This is a genomic window from Paenibacillus sp. J31P316, assembly GCF_056269105.1.
This window is the reverse complement of sequence record NZ_JBWDNI010000003.1, coordinates 360150-378038: the sequence shown is the minus strand read 5'-3', so window position 1 is coordinate 378038 and position 17889 is coordinate 360150. Positions and strand designations below refer to the sequence as shown.

General features: G+C 55.0%; 9 protein-coding genes. 1 reads left to right on the top strand and 8 read right to left on the bottom strand.

Annotation, left to right across the window (positions count from 1 at the left end):
• Nucleotides 1–743: 743 nt before the first annotated feature.
• Together AC0YNU_RS12745 and AC0YNU_RS12740 are read right to left on the bottom strand one after the other, a co-directional pair.
• On the bottom strand, nucleotides 744–1799 hold the full coding sequence (locus tag AC0YNU_RS12745; RefSeq protein ID WP_475756909.1) for a galactitol-1-phosphate 5-dehydrogenase: 1056 nt from the start codon (nucleotides 1797–1799) through the stop codon (nucleotides 744–746).
• Between the two features lie 15 nt (nucleotides 1800–1814).
• Nucleotides 1815–2717, bottom strand: coding sequence for a sugar phosphate isomerase/epimerase family protein (locus tag AC0YNU_RS12740; RefSeq protein ID WP_475756907.1), 903 nt, complete (start codon nucleotides 2715–2717; stop codon nucleotides 1815–1817).
• 194 nt (nucleotides 2718–2911) lie between these two features.
• On the opposite strand from AC0YNU_RS12740, the gene AC0YNU_RS12735 reads away from it, so the two are divergent.
• On the top strand, nucleotides 2912–3358 hold the full coding sequence (locus AC0YNU_RS12735; RefSeq protein WP_475756905.1) for an SMI1/KNR4 family protein: 447 nt from the start codon (nucleotides 2912–2914) through the stop codon (nucleotides 3356–3358).
• A 68-nt stretch (nucleotides 3359–3426) separates the two neighbouring features.
• On the opposite strand, the gene AC0YNU_RS12730 is transcribed toward AC0YNU_RS12735, so the two are convergent.
• From AC0YNU_RS12730 to AC0YNU_RS12705, 6 genes are all read right to left on the bottom strand, one after another.
• Nucleotides 3427–4548: a GntR family transcriptional regulator gene (locus AC0YNU_RS12730; protein ID WP_475756903.1), complete on the bottom strand. Its 1122-nt coding sequence runs from the start codon at nucleotides 4546–4548 to the stop codon at nucleotides 3427–3429.
• Nucleotides 4549–4674: 126 nt separating this feature from the next.
• Complete coding sequence (locus AC0YNU_RS12725) at nucleotides 4675–5094, bottom strand: hypothetical protein (RefSeq protein ID WP_475756901.1); 420 nt, start codon at nucleotides 5092–5094, stop codon at nucleotides 4675–4677.
• Between the two features lie 178 nt (nucleotides 5095–5272).
• The gene (locus AC0YNU_RS12720) at nucleotides 5273–12133 is read right to left on the bottom strand and encodes an S-layer homology domain-containing protein (protein ID WP_475756899.1); all 6861 of its coding nucleotides are present in this window, start codon (nucleotides 12131–12133) and stop codon (nucleotides 5273–5275) included.
• A 35-nt stretch (nucleotides 12134–12168) separates the two neighbouring features.
• A complete protein-coding gene (locus AC0YNU_RS12715) occupies nucleotides 12169–13347 on the bottom strand; it encodes a HupE/UreJ family protein (protein ID WP_475756897.1) in 1179 nt (392 codons plus the stop codon).
• A gap of 243 nt (nucleotides 13348–13590) precedes the next feature.
• Nucleotides 13591–16335 carry a discoidin domain-containing protein gene (locus AC0YNU_RS12710; protein WP_475756895.1) on the bottom strand — a complete coding sequence of 915 codons (2745 nt, stop codon included), beginning with the start codon at nucleotides 16333–16335 and terminating at the stop codon, nucleotides 13591–13593.
• A gap of 3 nt (nucleotides 16336–16338) precedes the next feature.
• A complete protein-coding gene (locus AC0YNU_RS12705) occupies nucleotides 16339–17823 on the bottom strand; it encodes an ABC transporter substrate-binding protein (protein WP_475756893.1) in 1485 nt (494 codons plus the stop codon).
• Nucleotides 17824–17889: the final 66 nt, after the last annotated feature.

Here is a 17889-nt window from a genome sequence, read left to right as displayed (position 1 = left end):
TCATCCGGCTTGGTGGGGAAGTGCCCTGCGGGGAGTGTGGGTCTTCCATCGCTGTTGTAGTTTCGGAATTCCTCGATTCCCTAAGACATTTAGAGGTAGAATTCCGACTACAAAGGCGAACGCTACGCTTTTCAGACTCCACATCCCCTCCGGGCACTTCCTTGCCGTATGCTTAAACCGTTATAAACAATGGGGAACTCCATCTTTGGATATGATTTCGTTTGTGCCGGCCTGCTGCCGGCATAGACAAACGGACAAAGTCAAAGCAGGTCTTGCCGCTGCCGTGCTGCTTGACCTTCCCTCTTGCCTACTGCTTCTTACTTCTTGCTTCCTGCTACTTGCACGCTTCCTGCTGCTTGCACCTTGCTACAGCTTCTTGCTTCTTGCTTCTTGCGATTGCTACTAGTCTCTTGCTTCTTGCCCTTTGCTGCTTACCCAAGCGGCCCGTTGTTCGGTCTGGCTTCGCGGACCTATGGGCCTAACTTTGCAGACTTGGCGATGCTTGGCTCTGACCTAGTCGACTTCGATAAAGAGAACGAACCTTGAACCGCCCAAACTTCCGAACCTCCGAACCTCCAAACCTCAGAGCCGCCGAACCGAACCTCTGACCCAAGCCCTTAAGCCTCCAAACCTAGAAACCTCTAAACTCAAGCCTACTAATACTTCAAATCTCCGAATCACTGAGCCTCCGAGCTCCAAGCCACCAAACCTCTAAACCGCTAAACCTCTAAACCACCCATCCTCTAAACCTCTTCTCCTGCAGGCAGAATCATCACCTTATTAAAGAACTGCGTCCGCTCGCGCATCATCTGCAGCGCTTCGAAGGTATCGTCCAGCGAGCAGCGGTGGCTGATCAGCGGCTTCAGGTCCAGCTTGCCGGACGCCATGCTGTCGACGACGAGCTGCCACTCGTTGCGCGGTGACGATCCGTAGGAGGAATTCCACGTCCCCCAAACTGTCAGCTGCTTGCGCAGCATTTCCCAGTACCCGTCTTGCGAGAGCGCCATGCCTCCTGCGGGATTGCCCATGAGCACGACGCGGCCCAGCTTGCGGACCGCTCGCAGACAATTCTCCCAGGACGCCGCTATTCCCGCTCCTTCGATGGCGACGTCCGCTCCGAGGCCGCTAGTCAAGCGCTTTACCCAGTCGGAAACGCTTCCATTCAGCGGGTTGAATGTATCCGCGAAGCCGAGCTCGTTGGCAAATGCTAGCTTCGTCTGATCGACGTCCGCCAGCAGGATGCGGGATGCCCCCCAAGCCTTGGCCCAATATGCGAGCATCAGGCCGATCGGGCCTGCGCCGCTGATGAAGACGCGGTCGCCGACATCCAGCCCTGCTTGGCGCAGCGCGTGAACGGCCACCGCCGCGGGCTCCGTCATGGCCAGCTCCTCGAAGCTGAGCGAATCCGGCGCGAGGACTAAATTCCATACCGGCGCGACGATATATTCCGCGAACGCTCCGTCGCGCCGCGAGCCCATATAATCATAATTGTCGCAGAGCGCGAACTCGCCGATTTCGCAATACGGGCATTTTCGACAAGGCAATAACGGGAATACCGCGGCTTTGCGATTCAGCAGCGCCGGGTCGGTATTAGGGCCTAGCCCGACGATTCTGCCTGCGAATTCATGGCCGGGCACTGTCGGAAACCGATACGTCCCTTTAGTGAATACGCGCGGGATATCCGAGCCGCATACGCCGCAAGCGCCGATGCGTAGCAGCACTTCCCCCGGGCCGGGAGCGGGTTTCTCTATATCCGCCAGCCGCAAATCTCCTAGTCCGTAGAGAACATTTGCTTTCATGGTCTGCTCACCTGCCTACGCTTTGACGAACTGCCGCCAATAATCGACGGAAGCCTTGTGGTCTTGAATAATGCGGAATTCCGTCGACCAGGCTTCGCGGTGCGAGAGCTCGAAGATTAACTCCGCTTCCTTCGCGCCTGACTCCTCCAGCGCCGCGAGCAGCGGCTCGCCGTGGATGATGCCGAGCGCGTTGTACTCCTCCGTGAACGGCCAGTGCCGGCTGTGGTTCAACTCCGTCTGCTGAATATGAATGATCGGCGACACGCTGCCCAGCTCGCGAACCCAGCGGTACGGGTCCCGGTCGTTCGGATGCGGGGCATGCCCGACGTCCAGCACCAGCTTGAACGGGATTCCGGCTCCATCGTTCAGCCGCTCCAGCAGCTCCTTGGTGTCCTCGACCGTGTTGGCCATTTCGCGCGGAATGGACATCGGCTCGAACATCAGATATTCCATGCCCTTCTCCTTGGCGTACCAACTCAGCTCCTGCCAATTCTTCAGCGCTTCGCCGATGATAAGTTCGCGGCGCTCCGGATTATCATAATCGGCAAACGTTAGAATACCGAAGTGGCTGCCCGTCGACGTAGCGCCCATCGCCACGCTGATGTCAACGAACCGTTTGAACCAATCGAGCCATGTACGCCTCGTTGCCTCGTCCGGATGCATGAAATGATTCACGCGCGTAAACGAGCTCGTGAACGTGCTCGTGATTTGCAGACCGTATTTCGCGGTATTTTCCTGAATCTGCTCCAGCTGCCGCTGGATAATGCTCTCAGGCAAAAACGCATTCAACAGATCAGCGACGAACTGCACGCAGGTCAGCCCCATCTCCTCCGCCACGATACGAGTCCAAACCTCCGGCTCCACATACTTATTGACGGCAAATCCCAGATTGACGCCTAGCTTAAGATCTACAGCCATTCCCGCCATCCTCTCCAGTGGACAAACCAACTGATCTTCTAGTACACAAACTAATACTATTGTGTATCACTGATACTTACAATGCATTTTTTTCACATGCCAATTAACCCGCCGAACCTTCGGCAGGATAACGGTCAGGTCCTATTGAAGGGAATAGGAGCAGATGCATCGGCATTGAAAAGGAGCGCGGTTCAGTGGATCGAGACAGCATCATCACCCTGTTGTATGACCATAATTTGCAGAATTATGGTGCTCCGTTCAAGGGATGCTCTACGGATGAGATCGCCGTGCTGGAACGGACGATAGGCAGCCCGCTTCCCCAAGCTTACCGCATGTTTTTATCGGCGGTCGGCCATGAGTCGGGAAAGCTTTTTCGGGGGACGGATGCGAGTTACTCTCTGCTGCAGGAGCTTCAGCCAGAGGCAAGGGAGCTGCTGCGCGAGAACGGCGACCCTGTTGTTTTGCCGAAATCGGCATTCATCTTCGCGATGCATCAAGGGTACGTCATCTATTACTTTGAATTGGATAAGGGCGATGATCCGCCCGTCCGATGCTGGTCGGCAGGAAGCGGGGCAGCAGCGGAGACGATCAGTCCGTCTTTTAGCACGTATCTGAGGGATGCAATCACAAGGCACGCCTAGTTCCGCCGAAATCAGAAAGGACTCGGCTTCGATCAACCGAGTCCTAGCGCTTACGTATCTCTGTATTCTTATAAAAGAGCTACCACGCTCTCCCGCAAAATCAACTTCGTCGGAAGCTTCACGGACGGTACATGCGTGCCGTCTGGCGCGTCCATCACTTTGATCAACAGATCGATGCACGCCCGCCCCAGCTCGCCCGCTGGCTTGCGAACGCTCGTAAGCGGCACCGGCAGCAGGCCGTTCATGCGGCTATCGGTAAAACCCGCAACGGACAACCGTCCCGGCACCTCGATACCGAGCCGGTGCGCGGCTTTCATGACCTCCAGCGCCACGTAGTCATTGGAGCAAAAGACAGCCGTCATCGCGGAGGCCGCTTGCATGAACGCTTCAAGATCGGCTTCCTTGTTACCGTAATCGGCATAGATTAAACTTCGGTTAACAGGAAGATCCGCGTCGACATGCGCTTGGATATAGCCCTGATAACGCTCCTCCCGGCTCATGACGCCGGCCATTTCCTCGGATACGAAACCGATCTGCGTGTGGCCCGCGCCGATCAAGTGTTTCGTCAACTCGTAAGCCCCGCCGTAATGGTCGTGGCAGACGTTCGGAATGTTGAGCTCGCGGAACGCCCGGTCGATGATGACGATCGGATAATTCGCCAAATGCAGGCGCAGCACTTGGTTGCCGCAGGCCCGCCTGTCGCCGGGGAACAGAATGATGCCGCGGATGCCGCGGTCCTCCGATAGCTCGCGAAGCAGTTCTTCCTCTCTATCGTGATCTTCCCCTGCGACGCGGAACAAAAGCTCATAGCCCAGCGCCTGAGCCGCAGGAAGCGCGGCGGTCATGATCTGGCCGACGAAGTCGTCGATGGCCGGCACGACCATGGCAATGACCCGGCCCGGAAGTCCATCTGGCGCCGCGTGGCCGTCTCCGTACTCGGCCAGAAACGTTCCGCGCCGCGGCATCCGGTAGACGACGCCCTCCTTGGCCAACGCCAGCAGCGCTTCCTTGCTCGTCCGGCGGCTGACGCCGAACATATCGGCTAGCTCGCCCTCGGAAGGCACGGGATCATGCGGCCGCAGCCCGCGCTCCTCGATCAGCTCCATGATTTTGAGGCGCATTTGCTCGTACAGCGCAAACGGTCCCTTGACCAGCTTTTCTTTCTTCTCTCGTTGTTCTTTTCCGTTCAACGCCCGAATCCCCTTTGATGTACGACTGCATACGCAGCATGTATCAGTGATTCATCTAGTTTATCGTCACGGCATTCGGAATTCAATACAAAATGCCTGCCCTAGCGCGGACAGGCATTTGGCAAGTTATGAAACGCGTTCAAGCTTAAACGAGAATTTCCATTTCGCGGCGTTGCCGGAATACCGTCCGCGATTTTCGACGACGGTTACCGTCAGCGCTTTGTTAACGGTTTTTGCGATATGCGATACTTTAACCGAGACGCTCGCTTGTCCGTCATCCGGAATCTTGTCTTGCTCCTGCGCTTCCGCTTTCAAGGTAATCGTTCCCGACGATTTGACGCTCAGCGTGACTGCATCGCCTTCTTGAATTTCTTTGCCGTTGACATAGCCGCCCGTCCACCATTCGTTGCCGACGTGGTTATTGTCTACCAGACTTGCACCGATAAACGTAATTTTGATTTTGTTCGTCGTGGACGCGGCTGTCACGGGCTGAGCCGCAACCAGCGTCAGCAACAGGAGAATCAGTGCGTTTCTAATCGATCTCATAATAACCCTCCAATAATAGGCTCTACTAATCATCACTATGATTATAGAGCGGCCTCCTGAATTAAGCATCCGTTTTTTCCCACCAATTGCAGCAATCTTCCAAGTCACAAAAAATGCCTCCTCGCCGAAGCGAAGAGGCATTTCTCACTAGTTCGTCTTTCCGTATTACGTCATTCCGTTAAATGAAATCCACATAGTCCAGCAATCTCTTCAGCATGACGGCTGCTTCGGCACGAGTCGCTTTGTTGACCGGAGCGAAGTTGCCGCCTGTGTTGCCTTCGATAATCTTGGCATCGACCGCTTGCGCTACGGCTGCGGCTGCCCAAGCTTCGATGGCCGACTTGTCCTTGAATGCGTCCAGCAGCTGGGTGCCGTTCGTATTCGGCTGCTTGCCCGTAAAGGTAAGCGCACGCGAGACCATAACCGCCATCTCTTGACGGTTGATGGAAGCATTCGGCTTGAAGCTTCCGTTCTCATAGCCTTTGACAAGGCCTGCTTTCACCGCTGCGCCTACCGCTCCCGCAAACCAGTCTTTGCTGCCCACGTCGTTGAAGGCTGCTCCGGCTTTGTCTTCGGAGATGCCAAGCGCACGAACGACCATGGCAGCGAATTCTGCGCGAGTTACTGCGGCATTAGGACCAAACTTATCAGTGCTGATGCCTTTGACGATCAATTTGGAGGCCATCAGCTCGACGTCCGATTTCGCCCAGTGGCTAGTCAGATCGCTGAACGTTTTGTTGAATTGCGCAACCGCATAAACGCTGTTGCCGTTTCGCTTAATCGTCACGATCGTGTGCCCGTTATCCGTCTTGAAGGTTGCCGGCACGAAGGTGAATTCGCCTGTCTCTTCGTTATACAGCACGGCCGTGGACTGCGAGGCATCCAACGCCTGGCCGACGTCAATCGTACGGGATACATACGTATGACCGAACTCATGAAGCTCTTGCGTAGTGCCGTTCGATTGCAGGAATACGCCGAATTCAACCGGAGTACCCACCAGCTTAACGCCGGATTGCGCTGCTTTGTCTGTCATCGTTTGCGACAATGCGCTGTCCACTTGATCGATCTTGATGACAATTTTGGCATCAGAGCCAATTGTCGCCGGAAGGTTAAGCGCGCTGATCGGCAGATCATAGCTCGCGCCGCCAAGCCGGATCGAGATCGTCAGATTCGGCGCAACCTTCAATGCATCACGCAATGCGTTTGCAGGCAATTCCACGCTTTTGACTCCCGCGGAATCCGTAGTGATCGCGATCGTTTGACCGCTTTGTCCCGCAATCATCTCGATCGCTTGTTCCAACGTCTTAGCCGGCAACGTTAACGTCTCGCCGGACGCCGTGCCTTTAATGCTGGCTCCGTATTCGGTTTTCACCGGCGTGACTACAGGAATTTGGCCGTTATTGCCGTTATTGCCGTTATTGCCTCCACCTGTAGTATCTTCCAACGTCTTCCCGGTTGCCGAAGGCCCGTTCTTGCTCCATTTGCCGGATTTGTCTCCCGCTTCCACCTTGAACGAATACGACGTATTCGCCGACAAGCCGGTTACCTCGTACGACGTACCCGATACGGTCGCAATCTCGACGTTGTCTTTATACACCTTGTAGTTCGTTACGCCAATATCGTCCTCCGCTCCCGTCCAAGTCAGCTTCAGCGCGTTTTTGGCGATATAGGATACAAACACCTTGCCATCGGTCCACGTCGGATCCGATGCGTCCGTTCCTTCTTTGGCCGTCTTGAAGCTCCAAATATCGGACAAGCCTTTGCCGGTGTAAGCATCTACCGCTGCCGCATACCATTGGTACTTGGCGCCCGCGTTCAGGTCGCTCCAGGTTACGGAAGCCTGCTCGCCGCTTGTCACTTGCTCCTGTTTCCCGATCGGTTGATCGGAATAGACGTTGATGCCCACGTAATCGGTCGATACGCGTTTCACTTGAGGCGTCAGGTCGACATCCAGCGTGAATTCGTCCTTGCCCGGATCTTCGTCATAGAAATTATAATCGTCCAAATACGGCGAGTACGTCTTCACGTACATCTTGTCATGGGCAATATCGAACTGCAGCAGCTTGATATAACCTTGACCGCCTTCCGGACCGCCCTGGTAATCCGAAAGCATTTGATACACTTTGCGGTCTCCCTTGCCGTCGCCGTCGTCATCGATATCATCGACAAGCAGCTCCGAGTCATGGTAGTGGCCGGACAAGACGGCAAATACGTTTTTGTTCTTCTTGACGACTTCTTCGAAAATCTTATCCGCAATCGGAGCCCGGTTGCCGGATACGAGCAGGAATTCATGGAAGTTCAGAATCGCCTTGCGATTCGGATATTTCGCCAGCACTTCGTTCATCCAGTCGATATCCGAGTCGCGGACTCCCCAACCCATGTATACCATGATGAAATCATTGCCGTTCGAGGATATGAGATCATAATGGCCTCGGTTGTTGTCCAGGGAACCGCCATACGTCGGCTGATCCTTGAACCGATCTTCCCCGAAGTAGTTCCAGTAATAATCATATGCGCCCAGCTGATGATCGACGTCATGGTTGCCCGCAAGCACGCCGTAAGGAATGTTCGCGTCTTCAAGCACTTTCATGTCGGCATCGGCACGCTGCCATTGAATCTCTTTGTCCGCTTCGTCGACGATATCTCCGGTATGGATGACATAATCGATCTTGTTCTTTTCTTTGTTATCCGCGATCCAATGCACGATATCTTCATAGATATACGGATAGCTTTCCGAGTAATACTGCGTGTCGGACATCCAGGCGAAGGAGAAATCGTAGTCCTCCTGCGATTGGGGCAAATCCTGCGACACGGGTTGATCCTGCGATACAGGCAACTCATCCTGCGATGCTGGCAGTTCATCCTGCGATGCCGGCAGCTCGTCCTGTACCATCAATTGAAGCGTATGGTTCTCTTCATAATCTCCGGCCGTTACCCATGCACCTAGTTTGAAGTCTTCCTTACCCGCTACTTTGGAATCTACGCTGTTCCATTTCTTCTCGGCAGGGCTCCATACATACATGCTGACTTTACGCCCTTCAAGCGACTTTCCTTCCCAGCTGAGTTCAATCTGATCGGTCTCCTTCACGGAAGGATCAAGCTGAACCTGGAACCGCTGATAAGGGAACTTATCGGTCGAATCATCGGTCAAATATTGCCCGTCGACAGTGCTGATCTGCGTGTAATCGTCTGCAGTCATCTCTTTTTCCCCTGCAGGGGCGATTTCTTTCGGAGGCTCAACGTCCGCCGAGTTGCGGAAGCCTTGGAAGCCGTCCTTGTTCAACGCATCGTATTTGAAGCCGCGGTAGAAGGTGACGTTCATTTTGTCGTTCGTAGGATCCTTCACCTTTACGGCAAGTTCGGCTTCGTGTTCGATGCCGCCTGCCCCGTCCGCTGGCGATACGAGCTCCGGCTTAAGCGGATTCTCTTCAGGTACGGAGAAGGTCACTTCTTTATGAGCCACGTTGCCGACTTTATCCGTCGCCTCAATTAGGAGCACATGCTCTCCTGCCGCCAAGTCTTTGGAAGAGGTGGCGTAAGGAAGCGTGATCGGCGTTTCATCCAAAAATACGTTTACGTCGTCCATGCCCGCCAAAGCATCCTTCGCTTCCGCGTTGATCGTAAACGGACCGCGGTATTCCTTGCCATCCTCCAGAGTCGTCGTAATGACCGGTGCCGTGTTGTCGATCTTCACATGCGCCGATTTCTCGCCGTACTGGGAATGGCTGACGTTCACGATATGCTCGCCGTCGGACAGCTTGGTCGTATCGAGCGCATAGGCCTTCGATGCAAGCAGTTCTGCCGGAATGACGAAGTTGAAGTCGACGACCGGATTTTTCCCGGCGCTGTCGCCCATAGGAATGACCGTATCGCGGTTCTTGTAGCGTTCGTCGAAGATCTCCGTACCGTCCGCGAATACGAGCCTTACGTTACGCACCGTAAAATCGTCTTTGTTCTCTTCTTTGCGATCATCGAAAGGCGAAGCCTTCGTGCCTGCGCGAATCGAGATGATATTGCTTCCGCCCTTCAAGCGTTCCGATTTGATCGGCACCGTAAGCGTCGTATAGCTGTTGATCGTGTCTTCGAAAATCGACAGGATCTCTTGGCCGACCGTCACGCCGTTCTTGAAGTAATAGTTGACGCCGTTCGCTTCGAAAGCAAAGTAGGCATCTTGCTCGACGGCATTATAAGTTCCGGCCGTCACTTCGTTCTGATCAATCTTCAGATGAAGATCATCCGCCGGCGCATGCTCCGAAGTCGCTTTAATTACCTTCGTGCCTGCAAGCACTTCATCGTCCTTCACGTTCAGACGCAAGTCCGAATGATCGGCGTTGCCATTAATTGTCGTACGGTATTTCTCTGAAGTCACTTCGTTCTGACCGTCGGAAACGACGTAATAGTATTCGATATACTCGCGTCCGATCAGCTCGGGCGAATAGACCGTATAGTGATATAAGGTATCGTCGAAGCTTTCCGTTAGATAACGCTTCGTATATTGCGCATCGAGGTTGCTCTTATAATACAAGGCAACGGACTTCACCAAATTCTCGTCATGCGCTTCCGCCGTGATCAGCAGGTTTTGCGCTTTGTCGATCTCGGGCGTATTCGTCAAGTCTTTATAGGTCGGGCTTGTCGTATCCACCGGCAGTTGGACAGGTACGAGCGGTACCTGAACCGGTTCTACGGAACCCGGAGTCGCAGGATCTACGCCGGCGCTGTATTTGATCATCGTGGTGCTGCCTGCCGGCGCGTATTTATAGAAAATCCCTTTATCCGCAACCGTCTCTGCATCGGTATCGTAATAGACGGCCGAAATTTCCGTTTTCGTGTTCGTGGTGACCACGATACCGCGTTTGCCGCCGTTTGCCATGCCGTCGCTGTACATTTTGACGATGTCGGTGCCTTCCGTCAGATTCGTGTGATAGTTGGCATTGAACTCGGCGACGGTCGATTGCTTGTTTTGGCTGTTGATGACCCAAAACACCATCGTTTTTTTCGAAGGAATCAGGATTTCTTCCGAATCCGTCGGCCAGACGACATCGGCATCGGGTCCCGAATCGGTATAGCGGTACTGCACTTTGTAGTTTTTGAAATTAATCGTTTGATCCGTATTATTGTAGACCTCGACGAACTCATAGCCGTCCGCCGTGCCTACGTTTTTGGAATCCGGAACGATCTCCGTCACGAGCAGCGGAGGTAGCTTCGAGAAATCCACGTTGCCCGTCTCGATGGAGACGTTGTACACGGTGGATTTCACCATATCCTTGCCGTCGTTGGCTTGAATGTAATATTTGAGCTCGTTGTCGGTCAAAGCTTCCTTCGGAATGGTCGCAGTGAACGCATTGTTAGCTCCGGCAACCATCAGTACCGGCGTGTACTCGGCTGCGGCACCGGCTTTATATAACAGAGAAGCCGTTACCGTATCGCCGCTGTCCTCGTCCGCAACGACGGCCTGCACGGTCAAATCATGATCGATGCTGCCGGATGCCGGCGGCGTATGCTCGATAACCGGCAGATGGTTCACCGCCGGAGCCGGCTGCGCCGGAATCAATGGCGCTTCCACCGTGCCGGGCGTAGCCGCAGCGGTACCCGCGCTGTACAAGTGCATTTGATTGGTCCCATCGGTCGGATATTGATAGAAGATCCCTTGATTCAAAACCGTCTGGGCATCGTTCTCGTAGAAGGCTTCGGCGATTTCCTTGCCGGCCTTGGACGCGACAACGATCTTGCGGCTGCCGCCATTGGCCATGCCGCTGCCGCCGTTGATCCGGAATAAATCGGTACGTTCGACAAGGGTCGTATTGTAGTTACTGTTAAAGTCACTTGTCAAAAGGTCTTTATTGGAACCGTTCATAATCCAGAACACGACATTGCTTGACGGCGGAATGATAGCATCGCTCGGAAGCTCCCATGCCACGTCCGGCGTCGTCGAATTCGTATAGCGGTAGAGCAGCTTATAATCTTTCAGAGAGACCGGCTGCGTCGTATTGTTATACAGCTCCACGAACTCGTAAGCATCCGTATTCGTGCCGCTTACTTTCGCGGATTCCGGAACGATCTCCGTGACGAGCAGGGCCGGTACCTTCGAGAAATCCAAGCCGCTTTGCTCGATGGCTGCCGTGTACGTGGAAGACTTCACGCGGTTAACCGCATCTGAGGCTTCAATATAGTATTGCAGCTGCGTTCCGGTCAGGGCCGCTTTGGGAATGACCGCGGAATAAGTCGATCCTTCCGTAACGGTCATCGGTACGGAAGCGAACGCAGGATCCGACGGCTTCTTGTAATAAACCGCCGCCGTCGGCGTATCGTCCGCATCCGTAATCGTCGCGGTGATGACCAGGTCTTCGCTGCTGCTGCCCTGCGTTACCGGCGTATGGGTAATGACAGGCGGTTCGCTGGCAGGCAGATCAGGGAATTGGTAGTGGACGGTTGGAATCTGTCCCGCTGCCAACGTGCCCGGAGTCGGCGCCGACTTGACGGCGAATTTATCCGTTTGCGCGCCGCTTGCCGGCAGCATGTAGTGGTCGCCAAGGCCGGCGCCTACATCCGTAGCTGCAGCATAGCTGGATTTGGAAATTTCCGTGCCTTGACTGTTCTTGATGACTACCGTACGGTCAGCCGAGTTCGAAAAGCCGCTAAAGCCCGCGACTTGGACGACCTGGCTGTCCGGCAGGTTAACATTGTACTTGGTATTAAAATCCGTCAATGCGAAGCTTTTCGGATTGTACCAAAATACCATGACCTGGTCCGGAGCCAGCGATTTCTGACCGAAGGTAAAGGTCGCATCCGGTGTAGATGTCGGATAACGGTAGAGGAACGTATAATCGTTCAAGTTCAGCGTTTTGTTGGAATTGTTATAGACCTCGAAGAACTCAAAATCATCCGTGCCTTCCACATCCGGATGAATTTCCGATACGAACAGCTCCGGCACGGTATTTTCTTCCGCTGCGGTTGCAATGCCTATGGACGAGAACAAGCTCATCAGCATCGTTGCCAACAGGGTGCTGGAGATCCATTTTTTGTATCTCTTGCTGACCATTCAATGAACACTTCCTTCAATTGTTATGTAAGCTGTTAGATCGCGATGACGCGTTCGACCAGCCAATAGAGTCCCATGATTCCGACGAGCGAAGAGGTCCCGTACGTCCACCAGGCCTGACGGCTCTGGGTAGTAAACAGCTTCCGAACCAGCCATAGAACCGGAATAACGATCGCCAAGACGGCCAACTGCCCAATCTCGACCCCGAGGTTAAACGAGAAGAGCGGCAAGGCGATATTGCCTGACATCGTCCCGTGTAAAATCTCGGCAAAGCCGAATCCATGGATCATGCCGAATGAGGCAGTGACCACGATCTGCTTGCTCTCCAGCTTCGGAAACCTCTTGCGAAACATATTCTCGAACGCCACGAACACGATACTGAGCGCAATGAGCGGCTCGACGATAAGCGGGGACAACGATGCGAGATCCAGTGCGGATAACACAAGCGTGATACTATGTCCGACCGTAAAGGCCGAGATCAGCTTCAGCATCTTCCAGCCGCTCGTTCGGGCAGCGAGGATTAAACCGCAGAGGAACAGCAGATGGTCGGCGCCCGACCAGATATGCTCCATTCCCATTTGCGTATATTCCTTCAGCACGCTTGTCCACGAGGACGACGTTACGGGAGAGCTGGGCTGCTGCTCGGAATTGCCGGATTCCGGGGAATCTGCTCCGGCAGCGGATCCGTGATAGCCCTCCATTTGAAGAATATTGTTGGTGCTGTTGATGATTTGGACAATCGACTGCTGACCCATTCTAATGGTCGCAAAACTACGATGATCGGGGTTTGTACCGTCATAAAAGTTATATTGAACCATGTACCGGTCGACTGGCTCCGCAAAATCATAGTTGATGTCGAGCTCGATCATCGGCATTTTAGCCTTCTCCGTATGTTTCGCTGCGAGCAAATTTCCGGTACCCACGTTGCTGTTGCCCGTTACGATCAAGCGATCATGAATTAACGCGGTAAGAACCTCGTTTCCTCCTGTAAGCTCGCTATCCGAGATTTTTCCGTTCCCGTCCTGATCGATCGTCGGAAGAGCTTCGAGCAGCTCCTTCTCCAGCAGGAACAGATTGTATTCCAGGCTTTTGTCCTTCACGGTAATATCCGAAAATCCCGTTGAACTGAAATGAGCCTCGGCCGTGCCCCCGAATAATGCGAAAAACATCCATAAGGCGGCCAGCACGACGCCTGCTTGCACACGAAATCTCACCTTCGTCTCCTTTCCCCTATCCATTGGTTTGATTCTTCTCTATCTCTCTAGCAAAAACGGCACATCCTTAGTGATCATAGTTTTGAATTGTAAGTTGCGTATCAAGAATTAATGAAGAAATTGTTGAGGTTACCACACGTTTCCAGTTACATGGAAGCGATGAGAAACAAGGAAGCGCGAAATTCGCCAACAAAAAAAGAGGCTCCGATTGAATCGGAACCCCTTCTTATTCCTTCTTATTCCCTACTCCCCGTAAACCTCCAGCTCCGACACCTGCGCAGCCGGCCAAGCCGTATTGCCGTCGATCGTTAGCCGCACATACCGCGACGAAAGCCCGCCAAGCGGAATGTCGACCGTATTCGCCTTCGCCGGATCGAACGTGTACGTCCGCTTCGGAATAATAGCCTTGAACGATTCGCCGTCGTCGCTGCCCGCGATCAGGATGGACTGGCCGCGCGTCTCCCAAGCGTCCATCGGCGGAAGCTTGAGCACGACCCGCCCGACCTTCTGCGGACTGCCGAGATCCACGGTCAGCTGCTGCGGAAATTGGTTGCTCAAGCTCTCCCAATACGTGAACGGATCGCCGTCGACGGCCAGGTTCGCGGTCAGCTCCGCGTTCGTGTCCGTGGAAGAATCGGCCTTCTGCTTCAGCGCCAGATTCACGGAAGACTTCGTTTTCTTGAACGGCACGTCCTTCAAGGCGCTTGCTTGATTCGCCGAAGCGAATGCGATATACGCGGTCTGCTTGCCGAGAATGCTCGCGATATAGTCCGCCTGCAGCCAGTCTCCTTGCTCGATCACCGGGATGTCGGCGATCTTCGATCCATCCGCCGTATAAGCCGCAGCGGCCGCATGCTTCCAGCCCTTCATCGTCTTCACCCGCAGCGTCGTATCGGCGCCGAGCGGCTGATAGACGCGAATGTCCCGCTTGCCGCGAACCTCCGCCAGCAGATGCTCGCCGGGATCGAGATCGAAGCCGTTATAACGATTGTAGCTGCCTGCCCGGACCGTGCCGGATTTCGCCGACAGCTCGAAGCCGCCTGCGGACAACGTCGTCCCCTCATCCAAGCTGTACGGCTTCTCCGTATCCCAATTGGCGATGACGGTATGCGTGCCGAATTCCGTGCGCGTCGTCGTGGCGTCGATCGCATCGTAACTGCTTACGCGTGCATCCGCATAATCTGCCAGCACGTACTTCTGGAAGACGCCGATGACGTCGATCCACGGATTGTTGACGCCGGTATACAGATCGCCGCTCAAATTGTAGCCCATGGCCAAGTTCCAGCGGAGCATATCCTTGTTATCCGTCATCGTCTCCGCCGCAAGGTCATGCTGATAGAGCAGCACCTTGTCTCGCAGCAGCATGCCGGCAAGCGGATAATAGTCCGTGTAGCTCGCTGTGTTCTTCCGATAGCCGAGCAGATCCCACAGGTAATTGGTGCCCATGAAGCCGATGCTGTCATCCGCCAGCACATCCGTGCCGTCTTCCGTGTACATCCGGGTATTCAGCGAATCGAAGTAATTGCGCACCCCTTCGAAATAAGCCGACCATGGATCGGTATTCGGAGCTCCTGCCGGATTGGCCGCGAACGGCGCGTTCCGAATGCCCCATTGATCCTCGAAAATCCCGTCCACGCCTGCTTCCAGCAGTCGCTCATGCTCCTTGGCGATGCGGGACGTGACGAACGGATGGTTCATATTCATGACGTAGCCGCTGTGTTCCCCGTAGTCCTCCTTCAGCAAATCGCCGTTCTGCTGCTGCACGATAATATCGGCAAGCGTCACGCCTTCAGGAAGACCCGCGAGCGTCGGCGAATGAACGCCCCACCAGGAGAAATTCGTGTACGGCACGACCTGGTTTCCCTTGGTTTTGGCGTGTTCGATAAAGGATTTGAAATCGTCCATGCTGCCCCATTGCCCGGCCGGCGGTAGGAAATCCGGATAATTCTCGTCATGTCCGCCCGTCTGAAAACCGACCAAATGGACGATGCCGCTGTACGGAAGCTTATCGATAACCGCCGATTCCAGCGAGCTCCAGGTTTCCTTGCCCAGCGCGGCAATATCCAGCTTGTAGAGCGGGAGCTCCGAAGCATGCGCCTTCTCGGCGCCCAGCTTGTCGTCCAAGGAGCGGTACCCGTCGATGCCGTTCAGCGTCCGATAAGAGCCGATGGAGTCGGGATAGTCGCCGCCAACCTCCAGCACGACAGCCGGACTTTGCCAGCGGCCACCCGGTGCCGTCCAAACGCCGTAGTCATGGACGAATGCGCTCTTGCCGGCGTCATCCGTCTGATTCTTGAAGCCCAGCTGCGTCGTCGCGGTCGGCTTGCCGCCAATGTCATAGAGTGCTAGATTGCCGTTCTTCGTCCGCAATGCCGTATACGAGGCGAACATGACGCCCGGATATTGGCCCGCGTACGCATTGCCTTCCGTGAAGAAGGCCGGCTTCAGCTTCACGCCCGGCAGCATCGGGAGCATGCCGTCCACGACATCGTCGGCCGCGAACTTCAACTCATGCGGGAACCGAAAGGATTGCATCGTCTCCTTCGTGCCGTTGACGACGGCCGCCTGCAGCACGATGCGGCTGGTTTTGTCGAAGCTCGCCGTGACATCCACTTGCAGCTGGCCGCCGTAATGGAGCGTGAGCGCGGAACGCTTCGCGTTCCAGCTGTAGCCGAAGGGCGCGTTCTGCGCGCTGTTGACGGAGGATTCATCCTGCAGAATCCCCCACCAGAGCGCCCCTTTCCGGTTGCCCGTCGTCAGTTGCTTGCCGGAAGCTTGCTCTTTCACGTAGGCGATGCCGCCATCCCTGTCCGAGAAGGCGATCTCGTACTTGTCGTTGCCGATGCGCAGCAGCCCGTCTTCCGCTTCGAAATGAATCGCCCGAGACGGAAACAGGGCGCTTCGCATCGCGAACGCCCCGGCCAGCGCCGCCAGTATCAGCGCCGCGAACAAAATCATTCTCGTGTTTCCACGACCCTGTTTCGCCATCGCTTATTGCACTTTAATGTTATTGTAGAACTTCTCTTGCATCTTCTTCGCGGAACCGTCGAGCGCCGCCTTGATGTCGACGTCTTTCTTGGAGAACACGGATTGCACGTTCAGCGTCATCTCCGCATAGTAGTCCTGCGTATTGAATTGCGCTTCCGGCTTGCCGTCGAGCAGACCCATGATTTCTGGGCTGTATTGGTACACGTTGTCGTATTTGTCGTATACGGCTTTTACCTTCTGGCCGTAATCCGAGCTGTCCGTGAAGTATTGGATGACCGGCGGCACGAAGAATTTGCCGTCCGTTTTGCGCTGTTGAATGCTGGCTTCGACGGACTCCAGGCCTTTGTCGGAGAAGTAGTCGAACGTTGCATATCTGAACGCCATTTCCTGCTCTTCTTTGGTCGCGTTCGGGTTGATGACGAGGAAGTCGCCGCCGAGCACGCCCGTATGCTTGCCGCTCGCGTCCGCCTTCGGCATCGGATAGACGAGAATGTCTTCCGGCTTCATGCCGCCTTGGTTCAAGCCTTGGTCGACCGGACCGTCCGGACCCGCGATGACCATCGCCGTTCTGCCTTGCGCCCATGCGCCGACCGCGTCGCCCCAGCCGAGCGCGAAGTCCTTCGGAATCGCGTTCGCTTCCCATGCGAGCTTATGATAGAACTCGAGCGCCTTCACGCCGGCATCGGAGTTGAACGCCGCCGTTACTTTGCCGCCGTCGACCGTTTGGATCTCGCCGCCCGCTTCGAACAGGAAATTCGTCCAGTTCCAGCCGGATTCGTTGCCTTTGCCCATCGGCGCGATGCCGGAGATGCCTTTCTTCACGTCGGCGACCGCTTTGGCCGTATTCAGCATGTCGTCCCACGTCCAGTCGTACGACGGAACCGCTACGCCTTTGTCGTCGAGCATCTTCTTGTTGACGACCGTGCCCGTCACGTAGCCTTGCTGCGCGATGCCGTATACTTTGCCGTCGATGATGAATTGGTTCTGCAGGATCGGGTTCATCTGATCCTTGAATTCGTAGGCGTTGAACAGGTCCGTGATATCGGCCGCCCAGCCCCGCTCCGCCAGGAACTTGCCTTCCGTCGCGTAAGTGTTGAACAGCGTCGGCGCTTCGTTCGCGCCCATCTTGATGCCGATCTCGTTCGGATTGTACTGCCAGTCGCTCTTCACGATCTCGACGTTCGGATATTTCTCGTTGAAGCGTTTGATCTTGTCGTCCTCAAGCGCCCGTTTCTCTACCAAATCCGGCGTCGGATAATAAATGCTGATCGTGATTTTCTTCGTGGACGCATCGTTCGCGGGCGCATCGTTCGTCGCCGCGTTGCCGCCGTTGTCGGCCGTCGCGTTCGTGCCTTCGTTCGTCGTGCCGGCATTGCTCGTATTGCCCCCGTTATTGCTATTGTCGTTGCTGGTGCCGCAGGCGGACAGCATGCCCGTCAACAGGGCCGCGCTTGCCAGTACGAATGACGCTTTGCGAAGCTTTTTCATGTGATTTCCCCTTCTCGCTTAAATTGCCTTACACGCTCATCATAAGGGAGGCGCAGGCAAAGCAGA